Here is a 22,018-nt window from a genome sequence, read left to right on the forward strand (position 1 = left end):
GGCCTCCCCTCTTTATATTCAGGCTATGTGGCGGACAGTGTACCACCGGTGGTGAAGCATGAGCCTTTGGGGCTGCTTTGCAGCCCATCGCGACACAAGGCCGCTCCTACAAGGGAATGCGTTCTCCTGTAGGAGCGGCCTTGTGTCGCGATGGGCCGCAACGCGGCCCCAACATTCTCAAGTCAAACCCAGCTCACCCCAGATCCGCCGCACCTCACGGCGTTCATCGGCAAACTGCGCCGCATCGATCACCCCGGCCTGTTTCTGCAGGGCCTGGCGGTGCGAGGCCGAGCGGAACGCCTTGTACACTTCACGCAACAGCACCGCGTCACTGGCTGGCAGCAAACCTGCCTGCTCCAGCTCTTCCAGAATGCGGATGTTATCGGTCCATCGGAGTATGGCCGGGTGCTCGTGGCCCCAGGCCAAAGCGGCGTATTGCACCATAAATTCAATATCGACGATACCGCCGGCATCCTGCTTGATATCGAACGGCATGCCAGCCTCGAAGGCATTGGCTGCAGTCCCGGCGGCGGTGGCCTTGGTGCCCAGGTTGTCACGCATCTTGGCGCGCATTTCGCTCACTTCGCTGCGCAGCTTCCCAAAGTCACGGGCCTGGCCCAGCACCTTGGCGCGCACGCCCTCGAACGCAGCCCCCACCTGCTTGCAACCGACCAGCACACGGGCCCGCACCAGGGCCTGGTGCTCCCAGGTCCAGGCTTCGTTCTGCTGGTAGCGCTCGAAGGCCCCCAGCGAACTGACCAGCAGGCCCGAAGCCCCTGACGGGCGCAAGCGCATGTCCACGTCATACAGCTGGCCCGAGTTGGTCTGGGTGGTCAGCAGGTGAATGATGCGTTGGCCAAGGCGGGTAAAGAACTGCGCACTGTCGATCGGCTTGGCCCCGTCGGTTTCCGCCTGCGGGTCACCATCGTGGATGAACACCAGGTCCAGGTCCGAGCCGTGGCCCAGTTCCAGCCCACCCATCTTGCCGTAGCCGATGATGATGAACCCTGGGTCGCACAGGCTGCCGTCACTGCGCTTGGGCTGACCGTGGCGGGCCACGGTCTGGCGCCAGGCCAGCGCCAGCACCTGGTCGAGAATGGCCTCGGCCAGCCAGGTCAGGTAGTCGCTGACCTTCATCAAGGGCAGGTTGCCGCTGATTTCCGAGGCCGCCACGCGCAGGCTGTGGGCCAGCTTGAAATGGCGCAGCGCCTCCATCTGCTGCTCAAGGTCGTCTTCGGGGATGCGCGTCAGGCGCTCGCGCAGCTCGCTGGCCAGCTCTGGCGCCAGTGGGGGGCTGAACAGGCGGCCCTCATTGAGCAACTCATCGAGCAGCAGCGGGTAGCGGGCCATCTGCTCGGCGATCCAGGGGCTGGCGGCGCACAGGGTCAACAGTTGGCGCAATGCACCCGGGTTTTCCGTCAGCAGCACCAGGTAGGCCGAACGCCGCGCCACCGCCTCTACCAGCGGCAATACCCGCTCGAGTACCAGGTCGGGGTTGTCGTGCTCCACCGCTTGCGCCAGCAAGCGTGGAATAAAGGCATCCAGGCGCTCACGCCCGATGCGTTGCATGGAGCGCAGCTGCGGGCTTGAGCGCAACGCGGCCAGGCGCCGCAAAGCGTCCACAGGCGCCTTGAAGCCGGCCTCCTCCAGTTGGCGACCAGCCGCTTCCTCGTCCTGGGCCTGCTCCCACAGCGGCGACCACTCACCGCCCACCACCAACTCGCCTTCACCGTCTTCATCGTCCGGGTCGGCAATGACCTGGCGGAAATGCCAGTCGATGCGGCCACGCCAGTACGTCAGCTGGTCGTGGAAGCTCTGCCAGTCGGCAAAGCCAAGCATGAAGGCGACCCGCGCCTGATCGGTCTCGCCCTCGGGCAGCATCTGAGTCTGGCGGTCGGCGATGGCCTGGATGGCGTGCTCGGTATAACGCAGGAACTCATAGCCTTCGCGCAGCTCAGCCACCACTGCCGGCGGCAGGTAGCCCTGGCCTTCGAGGGTGGCCAGCACCTTGAGCAACGGCCGCTGCTGCAGGCTGAGGTCACGCCCACCGTGGATCAGCTGGAACGCCTGGGCGATGAACTCGACCTCACGAATGCCGCCAGCACCGAGCTTGATGTTTTCGGCCATGCCCTTGCGCCGGACTTCCTGCTGGATCAACTGCTTCATGGTGCGCAGCGCTTCGATGGCGGAAAAGTCCAGGTAGCGGCGGTACACGAACGGGCGCAGCATTTCCTGCAACTGCGCGCCAGCAGCCTGATCGCCGGCCACCACCCGAGCCTTGATCATGGCGTAGCGTTCCCAGTCGCGCCCCTGGTCCTGGTAATACTGCTCCAGGGCATTGAAGCTGAGCACCAGGGCCCCGGCAGAGCCGTAAGGGCGCAACCGCATGTCGACGCGGAACACGAAGCCGTCGACGGTCACCGGGTCCAATGCCTTGATCAGGCGCTGGCCCAGGCGGGTAAAGAACTCCTGGTTGTCCAGCGAGCGCTTGACCCCTTCGGTTTCACCGCCCTCGGGGAAACCGAAGATCAGGTCGATGTCCGAGGACAGGTTGAGTTCGACCGCGCCCAGCTTGCCCATGCCCAGCACAACCATGTGCTGCGGCTGGCCACTGCGGTTGCCGATGGGCGTCCCGAATTGCTGGCAGTGGCGCGGGTAAAGCCATTGGTAGGCTTCGTCGATGCAGGCATCGGCCAGGTCCGACAGGTCGCGGCAGGTTTCGCCAAGTTCCGCCTGGCGGGTAATGTCACGCCAGATGATGCGCACTTGCTGCCGATTGCGCGCGCGGCGCAGGTTGCGCGCCAGTTCCTCTTCGCTTTGCGCCGCCTGCGCCGCCGCGGCAATTTGCCCGCGCAGCTCCCCCGGGGCATAGCGCCGTTCCAGCTCACCGCTGGCCAGCAGGGCAAACAGCATGGCCGGGTCGCGCTGGGCCACGCCCAGCACGAAGTCGCTGGCCGCGGCCACCTGGTCGAACTGGTGCCGCTGGGCTGCACTGCAATCGTTCAGGTCCAGTTCGGGGTGAGCCGCCACGGCATCGCGCAGGAACTGCTGGTTGCGAGAAACCAGCGGCTGCAAGCTGGCAGGCAGATCGGAGGGCAAAGGTAGGCGCATGGTCTATCCTTGATCGGCGTGAAATAGAGAGAAAAAAGCGGCCAAAGGGAAGCCGGACCACGGTTGGACTGTCGTACAAAAGTTGGAAATAGCTGAAAAAAATGCAAAATTGGCAACAAACATCAAGAAACACCCGTTCGCGACACAATGCCAACCAACATGAACGTTTTTCCTCACAAGCCAACGTGCGACCAAACGTCGCACAATTGTAGTTTTACTACTACTCGTGTCGTGTAAAAGCATGAAATGCGCAAGCAAATGTAGTAAAACTACAACGCGCCGGACGACACCCCGGTAATCCAAGAATTCACGACGTCTGCCCATAAGGCCAGTCGCAATCTCAGGCAATCGATTCTGGTTGCCTTTCCGCCCTGGAGCAAGCCATGCAAGACCTCGATCCAATCGAAACCCAGGAATGGCTGGATGCCCTGGAGTCGGTCCTCGACAAAGAAGGCGAAGACCGCGCTCATTACCTGATGACCCGTATGGGCGAGCTGGCCACCCGTAGTGGTTCCCAGCTGCCGTATGCGATCACCACGCCATACCGCAACACCATCCCTGTCACCCACGAAGCACGCATGCCTGGCGACCTGTTCATGGAACGCCGCATTCGCTCGATGGTGCGTTGGAACGCCCTGGCCATGGTCATGCGTACCAACCTGAAAGACTCGGACCTGGGCGGACACATCTCCAGCTTCGCCTCCAGCGCCACCCTGTACGACATCGGCTTCAACTACTTCTTCCAGGCCCCGACCGAAGAACATGGCGGCGACCTGATCTTCTTCCAGGGCCACGCCTCCCCAGGCATCTATGCCCGCGCCTTCATGGAAGGCCGCATCAGCGAAGATCAGATGAACAACTTCCGCCAGGAAGTGGACGGCAACGGCCTGTCTTCGTACCCTCACCCATGGCTGATGCCTGACTTCTGGCAGTTCCCGACCGTTTCGATGGGTCTGGGCCCGATCCAGGCCATCTACCAGGCCCGCTTCATGAAGTACCTGGAAGCGCGCGGCTTCATCCCTGCCGGCAAGCAGAAAGTCTGGTGCTTCATGGGCGACGGCGAGTGCGACGAGCCGGAATCGCTGGGTGCAATCGCCCTGGCCGGCCGCGAGAAGCTGGACAACCTGATCTTCGTCATCAACTGCAACCTGCAGCGCCTCGACGGCCCGGTTCGCGGCAACGGCAAGATCATCCAGGAACTCGAAGGTGTGTTCCGTGGCGGTGGCTGGAACGTCAACAAAGTCGTCTGGGGCCGCTTCTGGGACCCACTGCTGGCCAAGGACACCAACGGTGCCCTGCAGCGCCGCATGGACGAAGTCATCGACGGCGAGTACCAGAACTACAAAGCCAAAGACGGCGCGTACGTTCGTGAGAACTTCTTCAACACCCCGGAACTCAAGGCCATGGTCGAAGACCTGTCCGACGACGAGATCTGGAAGCTCAACCGTGGCGGCCACGACCCGTACAAGGTCTACGCGGCTTACCACCAGGCGGTGAACCACAAAGAGCAGCCGACCGTCATCCTGGCCAAGACCATCAAGGGTTACGGTACCGGTGCCGGCGAAGCCAAGAACACCGCGCACAACACCAAGAAGGTCGACGTCGACAGCCTGCGTCACTTCCGTGACCGCTTCGACATCCCGGTCAAGGATGCCGACCTCGAGAACCTGCCGTTCTACAAGCCCGAAGAAGGTTCTGCCGAAGCCAAGTACCTGGCCGAGCGCCGTGCTGCCCTGGGCGGTTTCGTGCCTCAGCGCCGGGCCAAGAGCTTCAGCGTGCCAACCCCGCCACTGGAAACGCTGAAAGCGATCCTGGACGGCTCGGGCGACCGCGAAATCTCCACCACCATGGCCTTCGTGCGTATTCTGGCGCAGCTGGTCAAGGACAAGGACATCGGCCAGCGCATCGTGCCGATCATCCCGGACGAAGCCCGTACCTTCGGTATGGAAGGCATGTTCCGCCAGCTGGGTATCTACTCGTCGGTCGGCCAGCTCTACGAGCCAGTCGACAAAGACCAGGTGATGTTCTACCGCGAGGACAAGAAGGGCCAGATCCTGGAAGAAGGCATCAACGAAGCCGGCGCCATGTCGTCGTTCATCGCTGCCGGTACCTCGTACAGCTGCCACAACCAGCCGATGCTGCCGTTCTACATCTTCTACTCGATGTTCGGCTTCCAGCGTATCGGCGACCTGGCCTGGGCCGCTGGCGACAGCCGCACCCGTGGCTTCCTGATCGGCGGTACTGCCGGCCGTACCACCCTCAACGGTGAAGGCCTGCAGCACGAAGACGGTCACAGCCACATGATGGCGGGCACCATTCCGAACTGCCGCACCTACGATCCAACCTACGGCTACGAGCTGGCGGTGATCATCCAGGACGGCATGAAGAAGATGACCGAAGAGCAACAGGACATCTTCTACTACATCACCGTGATGAACGAATCCTACCAGCAGCCAGCCATGCCGGCCGGTGTCGAGGAAGGCATCATCAAGGGCATGTACCTGCTCGAAGAAGACACCCGCGAAGCGGCACACCACGTACAGCTGATGGGCTCCGGCACCATCCTGCGCGAAGTGCGCGAGGCGGCGAAGATCCTGCGTGAAGAGTTCAACGTCGGCGCCGACGTGTGGAGCGTCACCAGCTTCAACGAACTGCGTCGCGACGGCCTGGCCGTAGAGCGCGCCAACCGCCTGAAGCCTGGCCAGAAGCCACAAGAGACCTACGTCGAGCAGTGCCTGGCCGGTCGCAAAGGCCCGGTCATTGCCTCTACCGACTACATGAAGCTGTTCGCCGAGCAGATTCGCCAGTGGGTACCGAGCAAAGAGTTCAAGGTCCTGGGTACCGACGGTTACGGTCGCAGCGACAGCCGCAAGAAGCTGCGTCACTTCTTCGAAGTTGACCGCCACTTCGTGGTGCTGGCTGCCCTGGAAGCCCTGGCTGACCGTGGCGAGATCGAACCCAAGGTTGTTGCAGACGCTATCGTCAAGTTCGGCATCGACCCGGACAAGCGCAACCCACTGGACTGCTGAGGAGTATTTTTAAGTGAGCGAACTCATTCGCGTACCTGACATCGGCAGCGGTGAAGGTGAAATCATCGAGCTGTTCGTCAAGGTCGGTGACCGTATCGAGGCTGACCAGAGCCTGCTGACCCTGGAGTCCGACAAGGCCTCCATGGAGATCCCGGCGCCCAAGGCCGGTGTCATCAAGGAGCTGAAGGTCAAGCTGGGCGACCGCCTGAAGGAAGGCGACGAACTGCTGGTGCTGGAAGCCGAGGGCGCCGCTGCTGCGGCCCCTGAGGCGCCAGCCGCTGCACCGGCCGAGGCTGCAGCCCCGGCCCCGGCCGCTGAAGCCGCCCCTGCCCCAGCGGCAGCGGCTGCACCGGCTGCCGCCGCCGTGCAGGACATCCACGTGCCAGACATCGGTTCGTCGGGCAAAGCCAAGATCATCGAAGTACTGGTCAAGGTCGGCGACACCGTCGAAGCCGACCAGTCGCTGATTACCCTGGAGTCCGACAAGGCCTCCATGGAAATCCCGTCGCCGGCTGCCGGCGTGGTCGAAGAAGTCCTGTGCAAGCTGGAAGACGAAGTCGGCACTGGCGACCTGATCTTCAAGCTGAAGGTCGCTGGCGCAGCACCTGCTGCTGCCCCGGCACCTGCCGCCGCTGCCCCGGCCAAGGCTGAGGCTGCCCCGGCTGCCGCACCTGCTGCGGCCAAGGCTGAGGCTGCCCCGGCTGCCGCACCTGCTGCGGCCGCCCCGGCGGCAGCCCCTGCGCCGGCCACCACCGCGCCGGCTGCCGGTAGCAACGCCAAGGTCCACGCAGGCCCGGCGGTGCGCCAGCTGGCCCGTGAATTCGGTGTCGACCTGGGCGCAGTCGCGGCCACCGGCCCGCACGGCCGCATCCTGAAGGAAGACGTGCAGGTCTACGTCAAAGCGATGATGCAAAAGGCATCGAGCGCCCCGGCAGCTGCCGGCGCGACCGGTGGCGCCGGCATCCCGCCGATCCCTGCCGTGGACTTCAGCAAGTTCGGTGAAGTGGAAGAAGTGGCCCTGACCCGCCTGATGCAGGTCGGTGCCGCCAACCTGCACCGCAGCTGGCTGAACGTGCCGCACGTGACCCAGTTCGACTCCGCCGACATCACCGAGCTGGAAGCCTTCCGCGTGGCGCAGAAGGCCGTGGCCGAAAAGGCTGGCGTGAAGCTGACCGTGCTGCCACTGCTGCTCAAGGCCTGCGCATTCCTGCTCAAGGAACTGCCAGACTTCAACAGCTCGCTGGCGCCAAGCGGCAAGGCCATCATCCGCAAGAAGTACGTGCACATCGGCTTCGCCGTGGACACCCCGGACGGCCTGCTGGTCCCTGTGATCAAGAACGTCGACCAGAAGAGCCTGCTGCAACTGGCTGCCGAAGCTGCGGCGCTGGCTGAAAAAGCCCGTACCAAGAAGCTCTCGGCGGACGAGATGCAAGGTGCCTGCTTCACCATCTCCAGCCTCGGCCACATTGGCGGCACCGGCTTCACGCCGATCGTCAACGCGCCGGAAGTGGCGATCCTTGGCGTGTCCAAGGCAACCATGCAGCCGGTCTGGGATGGCAAGGCCTTCCAGCCCAAGCTGATGCTGCCACTGTCGCTGTCCTACGATCACCGTGTGATCAACGGCGCTGCCGCCGCGCGCTTCACCAAGCGCCTGGGCGACGTGCTGGGCGACATCCGCACCATGCTGCTGTAAGGCGGCCCACTGCCCCTGCATGCAGGGGCAGTTCCTTTTTCGAGCTGCCACGCTCGTACCTCAACCCCGTCGATTGGCGGGGCTTTTTTTGCCCGCCGGAAAACCAGGCCAAACTACAGATTCCGGCCAGGCCGCCGATAACCCCTACACAGCATCACACATGGCTGCTTGCCAGCCCTCGGCACATGATGCAACCTTGCCAGACCCGCAGCGGCCCTACGCAGCATTCCCTCTTCAAGCGAGTCTTCGATGAAAAGCCAACCCGATGCCGCCAGCCGTGTGGCGGCCGAGGTCGTCACGCCGTTACCCGTGCCCTCGCGGCTGGGCATGCTGCGTTTCGAACGGCTCAACGAAGCCAGCTGGGCCATGCTTTACCTGGACCCAGCCTGCGAGCGGCAGTTCGGCCTGCATGCCGGCACCTTGTGCGCACAGTTCGATGCGCCCTACGCCAGCCTGATGGAGCCCGAGGCACGCTACCGCCTGCACGACGAGATCCAGCAGCAACTGGCCCAGCGCGGTTACTACCGGGTGCGCTATACCCTGCATACGCCCAATACCGCACTGCGCCTGCTGGAGGCGGGTGAAGCCTACAAGCAGCACAACCGCCTGCTGCTGCGTGGCTACCTGAGCGTACTCGACGACCAGCCGCACGACGCCGCCGAGCAGGATGCCAACGACCTGGAGTCGCGCAACAACCGCCTGCAGCTGGCCCTGCAACTGAACCAGCGCGCCCAGCAGGAGCAACTCGAGCACCTGGAGCGCGTGCGCGGCCAGCAAGACCTGATCCTGCGCCTGGCCCGCCAACGTTACAGTGCCGAAAACTCGCTGCTGGAAGCCGCCCAGCTGATCACCCAGAGCGCTTGCGAAATCTACAACGTCGACAGCGCCAGCATCTGGCACCTGGAAGACCAGCGCCTGGAGCCGATCACCGCGTGGAAACGCGACACCCAGGAACACCGCCGCCCCGAAGCCATCGACGCCAGCCGATTCCCGGACTACCTCGACGCGCTGCACGCCAGCCGCGCCATCGATGCCCATAACGCCGGCCATGACCCGCGCACCCGTGAGCTGGCACGAAGTCTGTGCCCGGAAAACAAGGCCATGCTCGACGCCAGCATTCGTGTCGACGGCCAGGTGGTGGGTGTGCTGTGCCTGGAACAGACCGGCCAGCCGCGGGCCTGGCAGTCGGATGAAATCGCCTTCGCCGGCGAACTGGCCGACCAGTTCGCCCAGGTCATCACCAACCATAACCGCCGCGCTGCAGCCAACGCCCTGCACCTGTTCCAGCGTGCGGTCGAACAAAGCGCCAGCGCGTTCCTGCTGGTCAACCGCGATGGCCGGGTGGAGTACGTCAACCCAAGCTTTACCGCCATTACCCAGTACAGCACCGACGAAGTACAAGGCCACCACCTCGGCGAGCTGCCGGCGCTGGAAAACCTCAATGAGTTGTTGTTCGACTCACCGTCGAGCCTGGCCATGGGCAACAGCTGGCAAGGCGAATTCAAGAGCCGGCGCAAGAACCTCGAGCCCTACTGGGGGCAGCTGTCGATTTCCAAGGTGTACGGCGACAACCGTGAGCTGACCCACTACATCGGCATCTATGAAGACATCACCCAGACCAAACTGGCGCAGCAGCGCATCGAACGCCTGGCGTACACCGACAACCTGACCAACCTGGGCAACCGCCCGGCGTTCATTCGCAGCCTGGATGAGCGCTTTGCCCGCGACGGCGAACACTCGATGTGCCTGCTGCTGGTAGACATCGACAACTTCAAGCGCATCAACGACAGCCTTGGGCATCAGACCGGCGACAAGCTGCTCATCAGCCTGGCCCGGCGCCTGCGCAACAGCCTGCACAGCGGCGGTATCCTGGCACGCTTTGCCAGCAACGAGTTCGCCGTGCTGCTGGACAACACCATCCTGGAAGATGGCCAGGGCGTGGCCTTGCAGTTGCTGCGCACCCTCGACAAGCCGATGTTCGTCGACAACCAGTTGATCAACGTTACCGCCTCGGTCGGCCTGGCCTATGCACCCTTGCACGGCAGTGACCCGGCCAGCCTGATGAAGAACGCCGGCCTGGCGCTGCACAAGGCCAAGGCCAACGGCAAGCACCAGGTGCAGGTGTTCACCGAAGTGCTCAATGCCGAGGCCAGCTACAAGCTGTTCGTCGAGAACAACCTGCGGCGCGCACTGACCCAGAACGAGCTGGAGGTGTTCTACCAGCCCAAGCTGTGCCTGCGCAGCGGTCGCCTGCTGGGCCTGGAGGCGCTGCTGCGCTGGAACCACCCCGAGCGCGGCATGATCCGCCCGGACCAGTTCATCAGCGTGGCCGAGGAAACTGGCCTGATCATCCCCATTGGCAAGTGGGTCGTGCGCCAGTCCTGCCGCATGAGCCAGGAATTGAGCGCCGCTGGCATGGGTAACCTGCATGTGGCCATCAACCTGTCGCCCAAGCAGTTTTCCGACCCGGACCTGGTGGCGTCGATCAGCAGCATCCTCAAGGAAGAAGCCCTGCCCCCGCACCTGCTGGAGCTGGAGCTGACCGAAGGCTTGCTGCTGGAAGCCAGCGAAGACACCCACCGCCAGCTGGAGGAACTCAAGGCCCTGGGGCTGACCCTGGCCATGGACGACTTCGGCACCGGCTACTCGTCGCTGAGCTACCTCAAGAAGTTTCCGATCGACATCCTCAAGATCGACCGTAGCTTCATCAACGAGATCCCCGACAACCAGGACGACATGGAAATCACCTCGGCAGTGATCGCCATGGCCCACAACCTGAAGCTGAAGGTGGTGGCCGAGGGCATCGAAACCCCGGAGCAGTTGGCATTCTTGCGCAGGCACCGGTGTGATGTGGGCCAGGGCTACCTGTTCGACCGGCCGATCCCGGGGCGCGAGCTGGCCGAGCGGTTGAAGCGCTATCCGCGTGGACCGGTGGCCTGACAGCGGCGTAAACCTCGGGCACTATAGAAGCCATTCGGGCCTCTTCGCGGGCACGCCCACTCCCACAGGTTCCCCACAACGTTCATCCTGTGGGAGCGGGCATGCCCGCGAAAGCCCCAAAACCTATCCAACTGATTAAACACAGAGGAACGGCCATGGTCCTGCGTTCGGAAATCCTGGTGAACAAAAACGTCATGCCTACCGCGGAACAGGCCCTGCCTGGCCGCGAAACGCCAATGAGCCTGCCCGAGTTCCACTACGTCTTCAAGGACACCCCATTGCTCGGCCCGTTCTTCGAAGGCAGCATCGACTTCGCCATCTTCGGCCTGGGCTGCTTCTGGGGTGCCGAGCGCCGTTTCTGGCAGCGCGAAGGGGTGGTCAGCACCGTGGTGGGCTACGCCGGCGGTTTTACCCCGAACCCAACCTACGAAGAGGTCTGCTCGGGCCTGACCGGCCACACCGAAGTGGTGCTGGTGGTGTTCGACAAGGACAAGGTCAGCTACCGCGAACTGCTGGCGATGTTCTGGGAGCTGCACAACCCGACCCAGGGCATGCGCCAGGGTAACGATGTCGGTACCCAATACCGCTCGGCCATCTACTGTACCAGCCCGGAACAGCTGGAACAGGCCAAGGCCAGCCGTGACGCCTTCCAGGCCGAGCTGAGCAAGGCCGGGTTCGGCGAAATCACCACCGAAATCGATCAGGCACCGACGGTGTATTTCGCCGAGGCCTACCACCAGCAGTACCTTGCCAAGAACCCGGACGGCTATTGCGGCATCGGCGGTACCGGCGTGTGCCTGCCACCCAGCCTGCAAGGTAACTGAAGCATGAGCACGATGACGCTGTTCCACTCGCCCTTGTCACCGTTCGTGCGCAAAGTGATGGTTGTGCTGCACGAAACCGGCCAGTTGCAGCGGGTGCAGCTGCAGCCGGTCAACATCAGCCCGGTGAGCGGCGACCCGCAGCTGAACCAGGGCAACCCGATCGGCAAGATCCCGGCGCTGCGCCTGGAAGACGGCACCGTGCTGCACGACAGCCGGGTGATCTGTGAGTACCTGGACCAGCAGCACGTCGGCCTGCCGCTGCTGCCACGCGAAGGCTCGGCGCGCTGGCGGCGCCTGACGCTGGTGTCGCAGGCCGATGCGGTCCTGGATGCAGCGGTATCGTGCCGTTATGAAAGCTTCCTGCGGCCTGAAGACAAGCGCTGGGACGGTTGGCTGCAGGCGCAGGGCGACAAGATTCGCCGTAGCCTGGCCAACCTGGAGCAGGAGCATTTGCCTGAGCTGATGTCCGGGTTCGACCTGGCGGCGATAGGCGTGGCCTGTGCGCTGGGGTATCTGGACCTGCGTCAGCCCGAGTTCGGCTGGCGCGAGCACCAGCCCGGGCTGGCCGCGTGGTATGCCGAGGTGAGCAAGCGGCCGTCGATGGTCGCCACTTCTCCGCAGGCCTGAAGGGCCTCTTCGCGGGCACGCCCGCTCCCACAGGGACATCACAGTATTCGAGAGCTGTGCAGTACCTGTGGGAGCGGGCATGCCCGCGAAGGCCTCACCGGAATCCCACAGGAAACAACTGCCCAATCCTGATCCAATCAGCGCCCGACCTGTTTGCCCTCCCTCAAGCTACCTATCAGCAGTCTGGCTTGCCAGCAGTAAATTTCTTCGCCGGGTTGACCGCCGCCTTGAACTCGCGCAGCGCCTTGGAGCCAATCAACAGCGGGTAGTTGAAGTTGCTGCGGTCCACCAGGTTCACTTCGACAGTGCGTTTCACGTCACCCAGGCACAACTGCAGGTCGACCACCGGGCGCTTGGAAACTTCCGGCGTATCCCCTTCGTCTTCCTCATCGGCCCGCCCTTTGATCTTGCTGATACGCGAGACCTTGTGCTCGTAAACTTTGCCATCGGCGTCCTTGGTCGCCAGGCGAAAGCGCACCCACTCATCGCCATCGCGGGTGAACAACTCGATATCCTTGGCCGACAGCGACGCGGTAAAGGCGCCGGTATCCATCTTGGCTTTCAACGTTTCGCCCAGCTCGGGCAGGGCGATGTTCTCGTAGCGGCCGTAGAGGGTAGGGTCGGCGGCCATTACCGGCAGTGACAACAACGACAACAGGGCAAGCAAAGGTTTCACAGGCAGGCTTCCTTCAAAGAGGTCAGTGCTTAGACTGCACTGGCAGGATAGGTTCGTTGTCACAAGGTTATCCAACATGTTGTGAAACATTTGTTCCTGCCGCCGGGCATCGGACATTTGGCGTAGGCCACGGCGCTGCTTATCATTGCGCCCTGCCAACTTCATACAACAAGAGTTTCCTTATGCGTCGCCTGCTTACCGGCATTCTTACGACCACCCTGCTGCTGCTCAACACCTTGGTGCTGATCTGCCCGCTGCTGGTCTTCGCCCTGCTCAAACTGGTGTTGCCGGGCCGTGGCCGTGACTATGCCTCGTGGGCGGTGATGTGGGTGGCCGAAACCTGGTCGGAAATCGACAAGGCCATCTTTGCCCTGTGCATCCCCACCCAGTGGGATATCCGCGGCGTCGAGAACCTGCGCAAGGACACTTCCTACCTGGCGGTGAGCAACCACCAGTCCTGGGTGGACATTCCGGCCCTGATCGAAAGCCTCAACCGGCGCACGCCGTTCTTCAAGTTCTTCCTGAAAAAAGAGCTGATCTGGGTACCGCTGCTGGGGCTGGCCTGGTGGGGGCTGGATTACCCGTTCATGAAGCGCTACAGCAAGGCCTTTCTGGCCAAGCACCCCGAGCTGAAGGGCAAGGACCTGGAGATCACCAAGGCCGCCTGCGAGCTGTTCAAGCGCCAGCCGGTGACCGTGGTCAACTACCTCGAAGGCACGCGCTTCAGCGACGCCAAGCGCCAGGCGCAACAGTCGCCATACCGTTACCTGCTCAAGCCCAAGGCCGGTGGCGTGGCGTTCGTGCTGGCGGCGCTGGGTGATCAGCTCGATGCGCTGCTGGACGTGACCATCGTGTACCCAGGCAACAAGGCGCCGGGGTTCTGGGATTTGCTCAATGGCAGCATTAGCCGGGTGATTATCGACATTCAGGTGCGTGAGCTGGACCCTGGATTGTGGGCGGGGGATTACGAGAACGATCCTGAATTCCGCCAGACCGTGCAGGCCTGGGTGAACCAGTTGTGGTGGGACAAGGACCAGCGGATCGAGCAACTGCGGGGGGAGATGGGCTGAGGTCTTTACCGCCTGGTGGGGCCTCTTCGCGGGTGAACCCGCTCCTACGCAGGGTGGTGCTATCTTCGGGCTTGGGCTGCCACCCGCGGCCCGCTCAGGCAGCCCAACAATCCGATTAAAACCCAGGCTAATAATCAACATAAGGATTACTTTTTTGTCATCCCCCACGCAAGTGGATAAAAATCGACCAAAGCACAACTAAAAAAACGCTCTGGATCGATCGATGGCCAACCCACCCAGCTCCAACTCCGCTCAGCTTCGCCGTGTTCTCGGCCTTCCGGCCCTGGTGTTCTTCGGCCTGGTGTACATGGTCCCGCTGACCATCTTCACCACCTATGGCATCGTGACAGAGCTGACCGGCGGCCGCACCGCCAGCGCCTACATGGTCACCTTGGTGGCCATGCTGTTCACCGCAGCGTCCTACAGTTTCATGGTCAAGCGTTTCCCAGTGGCAGGCTCGGCGTACTCCTACACCAACATGGCTTTCGGCCCCAACATCGGCTTTCTCGCGGGCTGGTCGTTGCTGCTCGACTATCTGTTCCTGCCGATGATCAACTACCTGTTGATCGGCTTGTTCCTCAATATCGCCTTCCCGGCCATCCCGGCGTGGTCCATCGCGCTGGCCTCGATCGCCCTGGTCACCGTGCTCAACGTGGTCGGCATCCATTCGGTGGCCAAAACCAGCAACCTGATCGTCGGCGCGCAGATCGTCTTCATCATGGTATTCGTGGCGCTGTCATGCCAAACGCTGGCCGGCCAGCCGATCGACCTGCTGTCGCCGCTGCTGGGTGACGGCTCACGACCAGGCTTTGGCGCGCTGATGGCCGGTGCGGCGGTGTTGTGCCTGTCGTTCCTCGGCTTCGATGCCGTTTCGACCCTGGCTGAAGAATGCCGCGATGCCCGCCGCGACGTGCCACGGGCGATCATCCTCACCACCCTGTTCGCTGGCGTACTGTTCACCGTACTGGCCTATGTCAGCCAGCTGGTCATGCCGGGCACCACCTTCGCCAATGCCGATGCGGCGGCCCACGAGGTGATGTTCAAGGCGGGTGGGCAGTTCCTGGCCAACTTCTTCACCGCAGCTTTTGTTGCCGGCAGCCTGGGCTCGGCGCTGGCCTCGCAGGCGGCAGTGTCGCGCATCCTGTTCACCATGGGCCGTGACAACGTGCTGCCGCGGCGCAGCTTCGGTTACCTGTCGCCACGGTTCGGTACCCCGGTGTTCGCCATTTTGCTGGTGTCGGCGTTTTCGCTGCTGGCGTTGGTGATCGACCTGGCTACCCTGGCCTCGCTGATCAGCTTTGGGGCACTGGTGGCGTTCTCGGCGGTGAACCTGGCGGTGGTGAAGACCCACCTGATGGATGACGGGGCGCAGCGCAACCTCAAGGGGCTGCTGTGCTACGGTCTGGTGCCGCTGGTGGGCCTGGCGCTGACCCTGTGGCTGTGGACCAGCCTGTCGGCACTGACGTTGGTGATCGGGCTGTGCTGGTTTGCCTTGGGCCTGGCTTACCTGGCGGTACTGACCGCCGGCTTCCGCCGCCCGGTGCGCCTGGTGGACTTCACAGAAACAGCCTAACTCCGCTTACTCGGGCTTGCGCGATCTCGTGTAGGAGCGGCCTTGCTGGGGCGCTTCTACAGGTACTGCACCAAGCTTCAGGGCTGCGATAACAGCACTGACCCCTCCAAATTTTCACATTCGTGATTGTACTACCGGCACCGGAGCACGTTAGGCGTGCTGGCGCTTCAAAGTAGATTGCTGCCAGCGGTATGTACTGATAATTCTGCTAGTTGTGCCAGGCTTCGGAAAGACCAAGACTAGGGATCACCGTCTTGCAAGGCCAGGCTCTATGTCAGCAGCTCTGCGTGCTTATTGCCCTTACGGGCACCACCGGAATCAAGTAAGCAAGGTGTCCATGCTTGGCTTCAATGGCGAGCGAGAAGACAGCCTTACCGGCAACTACCTGCTAGGCAATGGTTATCGCGCCTACAGCCCAGGCCTGAGGCGATTTCTTGCACCTGATAGCTGGAGCCCGTTCGGCAAAGGGGGAGTGAATGCCTATAGCTATTGCGCGGGAGACTCCATAAACAACGTAGATCCAGACGGGCATGCCGGTTTCAATCGAATACGCCGCCATCCCACAATACTGACAGCCGATGCTCCTCCCCCACAAACGGCCCAGCACCTCAATCGCTCCCTCAACAGGCAGCGCTTGCAGACCGGAAACAATTCGCACACCGATCCATCACCGCCAACACCGAACAATCAGCAGCCACGTGCCAATAGAAATCCATTGGCAAACGGTGGTCGGATGCCGTTTGAAGATCGGAGAAATCCAAGCGTGACATTGGGTGAAGTCGTAACTCTGGCCAGGGAGCTGCACGAGGCGAATCTGGCACTTGCGCGTGCCCCAGAGTATCTGAAGCAACTGCATAACCCGGAAATGCGTTCGGAGTACCTTGCTAGTCTCGCTAGAATCCGTCGTGAAGTGCCAAAACAAGAAGACCGAGTGAACAGGGCGATGGCCAGTTGGTTCCATTCCTGACTCCTCCCATGTCCAGTTAAACCGTACCGATCGCGCATTCACTGGTGCCGGTTAAGTCCGAGGCTGCCCAAGCTCTGCAGCAGTGACCCAGCAATCCGCTACTGCCCCAGGTATCACAAATCAACGGTGCAGACTGCCCGTACCCGATCTTCATCTGAAGCCATTGTTAAGATAATTTCACCAGTCGTACTTGGCCTTGCAAAGACGAGCACTTACACAACTTCTCATAGCGAGGTTCTTTCATTGAAATTGTCAGCTTTTATCTACAGCCCCTATGGCTACACCGGCGAACAAACACCTCGAGCAGCCCTGATTGGTTTCAATGGAAATTGGTACGATCCGCCCGCGGGCACCTATGCATTGGGGCAAGGCTACCGGTATTACAGCCCCGCCCCGATGCGTTTCTATAGCCCCGATCATCTCAGCCCATTCGGGAAAGGCGGCTATAACGCCTACGCATACTGTGCCTGTGACCCTCTCAATTTCCGGGATGATACAGGCCAACATCGAACCTTCGCTCGTTTACAGCATTTTTGGGAGAGTCAGTCACGCCAGCCAATTCAGCAGGTAGCGCCGCGTACAATCAAGCCTGCGGTGCAGGCAATCGCAAACCGTCCGTTGAAAGCCAGCGCCCCAGCCTTAGCCCTTAAGACGAGAAAGAAGACTGTTAGTTTTAATCTGCAGCCACAGACCCATAGATACCCCGCAGAACCAATCGCCGACATAAAATTTCGCGAGAAAGAAATTCAGTCTTTATCTATTTATATTGAAGCGTTCCGCAAGCGCATTAAGCGAAAGAAGCGCATGCTCAACGAACTCAATGGTCCTTCTACATTGCACTTCGCCCTAAGCCAAGGTTTCGATGAAAACCGTTACAACATAGAAAAACTCAAACTCGCCGTATGGCTGAAGGATGCACAATATCGAATCCGAAGACTTAATAACGCGCTGAAAACTTATATGCATTACTAATGAATTGGATTAATCTAATGAAAGTCGACTTGATGAAATCCTACACGCTGCATAGTTATCTGTAAGTAAGCGGTCCTTTCCGATTGGTTCGGTGCCCCGGCAAGGCCGCTCCCGCAGGTGTAGCGCCACGCCTGAAGCCAGTGATATCCCAGTGGGAAGCCGACTTGCCGGCGATAGGCCGACACTGGCGCTACAAAACGATCAGACCGAAGGATGGGCCAACGGCGCCGGTGCAGTCCACAAACTCCCCAGATTCTGCAACAACGACCCGGCAATCCCCTGCTGCCCCAGATACTGCAGAATCAACGGCGCAAATTGGCCGATCATCCCTATATCCATCCCCAGCGCCTTGAAGGCATTGTCCAGGTCGCTGCGGTTCTGCACGTCGTTACCCAATGCCTTGTCCAAGGCCGACTGGCTACCCTTGTTGCTGCCCAGCAAATCCCCCAAGCCACTTAGCCCGCCCAGGGCATTGGCACCCGACAACAGGTCCAGACCCGGTACCGCCTTGGTTAGCTGGCCATAGTCCTCGCTGCTCAGACTGTTGCGTGCCAACCCCAACATCGCCCCCGCCCCGCCGACGGCCTGTTCGGGGGTAATGTTCAACTGGCTACCCAGGGTGTTGAGCAAATCGGCCTGCGCCTGGGGCGCCTGTACCTGGCCTTGCTGTTGCTGGTTTTGCATGGCGGATACGGCGTTGGCGGCGTCGCTGAGGTTGAAGGCGAACACCGGGCTTGCGGCCAGGGTCATCAGGGTTGCCAGGGTGAGTACTTTCATCGGGAGGGACCTCGTTGGCCGGCATGGCCTGGGAAACAGCGGATTTGACTGGAAATCTGAGTGATTGTTCCGAGCCCAGACAGGCGCACACCTGATATTTCTGCCAGTAGCCAATTGCTCAAAGTACTCAAGATAATCGCAGTACCCACCTCATACATTTTTGGGGCCTACTGCAGAAACGGGAGCACGCCGATGAAAATCAGTCCTGGTACCGCCAAATATTTCTACCAGACCAGCAAACTAACGACTGTCATTGGAAACGATCAAAAGCGTTCAATGCTGCGAATTGAAGCGCTCCCGCTTGCTGAATTATCTGAACAAGAAGCAAGCAGCACCGTGCTTCTCGCAACAGATGAAATGGGCTCAGTGCTTATCGTGAGAACGCCTGACGATATGCAAATCAATCACAGCTACACCGCCTTTGGATATAACCACAAACTACCAGCAGAATTCGCAGCTATAGGATACAACGGCGAGTACATGCTGGAAAACATGCACCTTTATCTTCTAGGCCAAGGACACCGTGGATTCAGCACTGAAATTGGACGATTCATCGCCCCGGACAATGCTGGAAGCCCATTTGGCAGAGGCGGGATAAACGCTTTCACGTACTGCCTGAATGACCCCATGAATCGAAAAGACGAAACGGGCATGTGGTCTATCTTTAAGCCTAGAACGTGGTTTCGTAATACCCAAACAAAAAAAGACCAACGCCTTGGCATCATAGCAGACAAAAAAAATGAAATAATAAACAAAACCAAATCCCTCAACGACTTAATTGAGGAAAGGCGTAGCCGAGGAAATCCAATACAGCCTACGATTAACAAGACCGCAAGAAAACTTGAAAAAATTTATAAAAGAAGCGAAAGAAAGGCAGCAGGAGTAAACAAATATCTAGACAAAGACCACATGCATCTATTCCCCCACTTTACAAAAGCCAAGCAAGCATTAGCCGCAGCCAAAAAACCTAACTATACCCCACAAGGCAATACCAGAAAAGAAGCAAACTGGACCAGTCCAACAAGAACTCGTGACGACCAATATGACGACAAAAATTACAGAACCAACGTATCCGAACAAAATTTTTCGACTCGCCGGAGTTGATAAAAATTGTTAAGTTTCTACATGAAAACGACGGGACAGTGACTTACATAGTTCACTTTTATGGCAGCTATGCATGGGCCCCATCGTGGCGCCGGGCAACAAAAACCAAACTGATTTAGGCCCTGCCCCACCAGTATTGCAGCGTGCCTATCTCGACAACCTATTCCGTTTTTTCCACTTACCTGTAGGACGTTTCTGAATTACAGTCCCAAGTCGCACAAGCCATTGCGATGATCTGGGTTGGGCTCTAGTCTCGGGCGGTCGCTGCGAAATCAGCGACCGGCTTTGACAGGCCGCCTTGGTATGAATCACATGGCTTCGCTGTTATGGCAGCTGTGCATGGGGCACTTTGTGTGCGCCGGGTTTTGGTTCACCTACCGGTCTGTCAACCCATGTACCGCTGCCACCAATAGTCTGAAGACACACTCATCCAGGCCGCGGAGTACGCCCTGTGCGCGCAAACGGTCGCGCAGCAGGCGGTGCTGCTGCAGCCCAAGTCGCCATGCTCGGTACTGATCATGGCGACGATGCATGAACTAGAGGCGTTGCGAGCACTGCTTGAGGCAGCCTTGATCCAGGTCCAGTTGCCTTCTGAGCCGCGGACGTTGCATTAAGGGCTTCAAGCCTTGCGTTGCCTGAGCTGGCCTCTTCGCGGCTAAAGCCGCTCCCACAGGTTTCGTGTGAGGCTGTAAAACTAGTATTTCTGCCAGTATCAAAATCCCTGCCGCTGTTCACAATGGGTTTCAAGCGACCTCCATTCATCCAGCACGGTAGGGACTTGAACAATGAGCAAAGCATCAAACAGTACGCTGTTCTTCTACCAGGGCGACAAGCTTGTCACAGTGAAAGAAGGCGCTCACCATCGCGCAATCTTACGTAATGCGGAACAACCGCTGGCAGAGCTGAGTACAGACGACACCAAAGCCGGCGGCCCGCTGGCAACCGATCAGATGGGCTCGGTGCTTGCCGTGCAAGGCTCAGCCAGTCACCCAAGAAAAAGCCCCTCGTGATGAGGGGCTCTTCACTACATCACGGTATCACGCCGCGCCCCACATCTTGTGCGGGTCGATCACAAACTTCTTCGGCACCCCGGCATCAAACTCGCCGTACCCTTCCGGCGCCTGGTCCAGGTTGATCACCTGCACGCCCACCACTTCGGCAATGTTGATGCGGTCCCACATGATCGCCTGCATCAGCTGGCGATTGTACTTCATGGTCGGGGTCTGGCCGGTGTGGAAGCTGTGCGACTTGGCCCAGCCCAGGCCGAAGCGGATGCTCAGCGCGCCGATCTTGGCGGCAGCGTCCACCGCGCCCGGGTCTTCGGTCACGTACAGGCCCGGGATACCGATGTTGCCGGCTACGCGGGTAACCTGCATCAGCGAGTTCAGCACGGTGGCCGGGGCTTCGTGCTTGGCACCTTCATGGCCATGGCCGCGGGCCTCGAAGCCAACGGCGTCAACGGCGCAGTCCACTTCCGGCTCGCCGAGGATATCGACGATCTGCTCGTGCAGCGGGGTGTCCTTGGACAGGTCGACCACCTCAAAGCCCTGCGACTTGGCGTGAGCCAGGCGGGCCGGGTTGAGGTCGCCGACGATGACGCAAGCGGCGCCCAGCAGGCGCGCCGAGGCAGCGGCGGCCAGGCCGACCGGGCCGGCGCCAGCGACATACACGGTGCTGCCTGGGCCTACGCCGGCAGTGACGGCGCCGTGGTAGCCGGTTGGCAGGATGTCGGACAGGCAAGTCAGGTCACGGATCTTCTCCATGGCCTTGTCGCGCTCGGGCAGTTTCAGCAGGTTGAAGTCGGCATAGGGCACCAGCACGTATTCGGCTTGGCCGCCGGTCCAGTCGCCCATGTCGACGTAGCCGTAGGCACCGCCGGCGCGGGCCGGGTTGACGGTCAGGCACACACCGGTGTGCATCTCTTTGCACGAGCGGCAACGGCCGCAGGCAACGTTGAACGGTACCGAAACCAGGTCGCCGATCTGCATGCGCTCGACGTCGCTGCCTTTTTCGACGATTTCACCGGTGATTTCATGGCCCAGAACCAGGCCGACCTGGGCAGTGGTGCGGCCGCGGACCATGTGCTGGTCGGAGCCGCAGATGTTGGTGGAGACCACCTTCAGGATCACGCCATGCTCGATTTTCTTGCCGCGTGGGTCCTGCATTTTCGGGTAGTCGATCTTCTGCACCTCGACCTTGCCGGCGCCGAGATATACCACTCCACGATTGCCAGACATGCTCTTACCTCGCTTGATTTTTATTTATGCAGCGGTGGTTGAACGCGCCGCCATCCTTGGGCGGCATGTGTTTCTGGATGAGGGGAATTGTGGGCCGGATGGGGCCGGGTGCACTGACTGGGAGCGACAGGGAGATGCCATTTAGCGGCAGGTTTGTCGTTGGAAGGTATGGGGGCAAACAGAGGTGCTGGCCTGTACCGGCCTCTTCGCGGCTGAAGGCGCTCCAGGTAAAGCACAGCCTTCGAGGCCTGTGATATCCCTGTGGGAGATTCTATGGTTCCTGGCAAGGGTAGCCGGAGCATCTTCAGCGCCTGTGAGATCGAGCGCCGCCCGCGCGGCGCATCGCGAGCTGCGCTCGCTCCTACGTTTGTTTCGGGCCAGTAACCCCTGTGCCAGATGCGCGCGGCCGCCTTGTTCG

At 60.8% G+C, this 22,018-nt stretch carries 15 protein-coding genes and 1 pseudogene; 12 read left to right on the plus strand and 4 right to left on the minus strand.

Features of this window, described 5'->3' with window-relative positions; translation table 11 throughout:
- Positions 1 to 177 precede the first annotated feature (177 nt).
- Positions 178 to 3,111: a bifunctional [glutamate--ammonia ligase]-adenylyl-L-tyrosine phosphorylase/[glutamate--ammonia-ligase] adenylyltransferase gene (gene glnE, locus QME24_RS16840; RefSeq protein ID WP_280091355.1), complete on the minus strand. Its 2,934-nt coding sequence runs from the start codon at positions 3,109 to 3,111 to the stop codon at positions 178 to 180.
- Positions 3,112 to 3,494: 383 nt separating this feature from the next.
- Here glnE and aceE point away from each other — a divergent pair, with 383 nt between their 5' ends.
- The 5 genes from aceE (at position 3,495) to QME24_RS16865 (ending at position 12,224) form a co-directional block, all read left to right on the plus strand.
- Positions 3,495 to 6,140 carry a pyruvate dehydrogenase (acetyl-transferring), homodimeric type gene (aceE, locus tag QME24_RS16845; RefSeq protein ID WP_280091354.1) on the plus strand — a complete coding sequence of 882 codons (2,646 nt, stop codon included), beginning with the start codon at positions 3,495 to 3,497 and terminating at the stop codon, positions 6,138 to 6,140.
- A 13-nt stretch (positions 6,141 to 6,153) separates the two neighbouring features.
- Positions 6,154 to 7,833: a dihydrolipoyllysine-residue acetyltransferase gene (gene aceF / locus QME24_RS16850; RefSeq protein WP_280091353.1), complete on the plus strand. Its 1,680-nt coding sequence runs from the start codon at positions 6,154 to 6,156 to the stop codon at positions 7,831 to 7,833.
- A 249-nt stretch (positions 7,834 to 8,082) separates the two neighbouring features.
- Positions 8,083 to 10,773 (plus strand): EAL domain-containing protein, encoded by a 2,691-nt coding sequence (locus QME24_RS16855; RefSeq protein ID WP_192441493.1) that lies wholly within the window; start codon positions 8,083 to 8,085, stop codon positions 10,771 to 10,773.
- Positions 10,774 to 10,928: 155 nt separating this feature from the next.
- Positions 10,929 to 11,597: a peptide-methionine (S)-S-oxide reductase MsrA gene (gene msrA, locus QME24_RS16860; protein WP_054904284.1), complete on the plus strand. Its 669-nt coding sequence runs from the start codon at positions 10,929 to 10,931 to the stop codon at positions 11,595 to 11,597.
- Between the two features lie 3 nt (positions 11,598 to 11,600).
- The gene (locus QME24_RS16865) at positions 11,601 to 12,224 is read left to right on the plus strand and encodes a glutathione S-transferase (protein ID WP_054904285.1); all 624 of its coding nucleotides are present in this window, start codon (positions 11,601 to 11,603) and stop codon (positions 12,222 to 12,224) included.
- Positions 12,225 to 12,399: 175 nt separating this feature from the next.
- Here the strand turns inward: QME24_RS16865 and QME24_RS16870 are convergent, their stop codons facing one another.
- Complete coding sequence (locus QME24_RS16870; RefSeq protein ID WP_009682544.1) at positions 12,400 to 12,900, minus strand: ATP-dependent zinc protease; 501 nt, start codon at positions 12,898 to 12,900, stop codon at positions 12,400 to 12,402.
- A 182-nt stretch (positions 12,901 to 13,082) separates the two neighbouring features.
- On the opposite strand from QME24_RS16870, the gene QME24_RS16875 reads away from it, so the two are divergent.
- From QME24_RS16875 to QME24_RS16890, 4 genes and pseudogenes are all read left to right on the plus strand, one after another.
- Entirely contained in the window at positions 13,083 to 13,970 is an 888-nt protein-coding gene (locus QME24_RS16875; RefSeq protein WP_192441488.1) for an acyltransferase, read from the plus strand.
- A 223-nt stretch (positions 13,971 to 14,193) separates the two neighbouring features.
- Positions 14,194 to 15,543, plus strand: coding sequence for an APC family permease (locus QME24_RS16880; RefSeq protein ID WP_192441485.1), 1,350 nt, complete (start codon positions 14,194 to 14,196; stop codon positions 15,541 to 15,543).
- A 271-nt stretch (positions 15,544 to 15,814) separates the two neighbouring features.
- Positions 15,815 to 16,075: pseudogene (locus QME24_RS16885) on the plus strand (RHS repeat-associated core domain-containing protein); the annotation flags it as partial.
- Positions 16,076 to 16,636: 561 nt separating this feature from the next.
- Entirely contained in the window at positions 16,637 to 17,482 is an 846-nt protein-coding gene (locus QME24_RS16890; protein ID WP_281690905.1) for an RHS repeat-associated core domain-containing protein, read from the plus strand.
- Positions 17,483 to 17,683: 201 nt separating this feature from the next.
- Here the strand turns inward: QME24_RS16890 and QME24_RS16895 are convergent, their stop codons facing one another.
- Positions 17,684 to 18,259, minus strand: a complete 576-nt coding sequence (locus QME24_RS16895; RefSeq protein ID WP_054904290.1) for a DUF2780 domain-containing protein — start codon at positions 18,257 to 18,259, stop codon at positions 17,684 to 17,686.
- Positions 18,260 to 18,451: 192 nt separating this feature from the next.
- On the opposite strand from QME24_RS16895, the gene QME24_RS16900 reads away from it, so the two are divergent.
- The 3 genes from QME24_RS16900 to QME24_RS16910 all read left to right on the plus strand — a co-directional run bounded on the left by QME24_RS16900 (position 18,452) and on the right by QME24_RS16910 (position 20,373).
- Positions 18,452 to 19,363, plus strand: coding sequence for an RHS repeat-associated core domain-containing protein (locus QME24_RS16900; protein ID WP_225624736.1), 912 nt, complete (start codon positions 18,452 to 18,454; stop codon positions 19,361 to 19,363).
- A gap of 428 nt (positions 19,364 to 19,791) precedes the next feature.
- Positions 19,792 to 19,977, plus strand: coding sequence for a hypothetical protein (locus tag QME24_RS16905; RefSeq protein WP_082414564.1), 186 nt, complete (start codon positions 19,792 to 19,794; stop codon positions 19,975 to 19,977).
- Between the two features lie 171 nt (positions 19,978 to 20,148).
- Positions 20,149 to 20,373: a hypothetical protein gene (locus tag QME24_RS16910; protein WP_082414565.1), complete on the plus strand. Its 225-nt coding sequence runs from the start codon at positions 20,149 to 20,151 to the stop codon at positions 20,371 to 20,373.
- A gap of 27 nt (positions 20,374 to 20,400) precedes the next feature.
- Here QME24_RS16910 and fdhA read toward each other — a convergent pair whose 3' ends face one another.
- On the minus strand, positions 20,401 to 21,600 hold the full coding sequence (gene fdhA / locus QME24_RS16915) for a formaldehyde dehydrogenase, glutathione-independent (RefSeq protein WP_009683378.1): 1,200 nt from the start codon (positions 21,598 to 21,600) through the stop codon (positions 20,401 to 20,403).
- Between the last annotated feature and the right edge of the window lie 418 nt (positions 21,601 to 22,018).

This window comes from Pseudomonas sp. PARCl1 (assembly GCF_947311875.1).
GTDB classification, from domain to species: Bacteria; Pseudomonadota; Gammaproteobacteria; order Pseudomonadales; family Pseudomonadaceae; genus Aquipseudomonas; species Aquipseudomonas juntendi.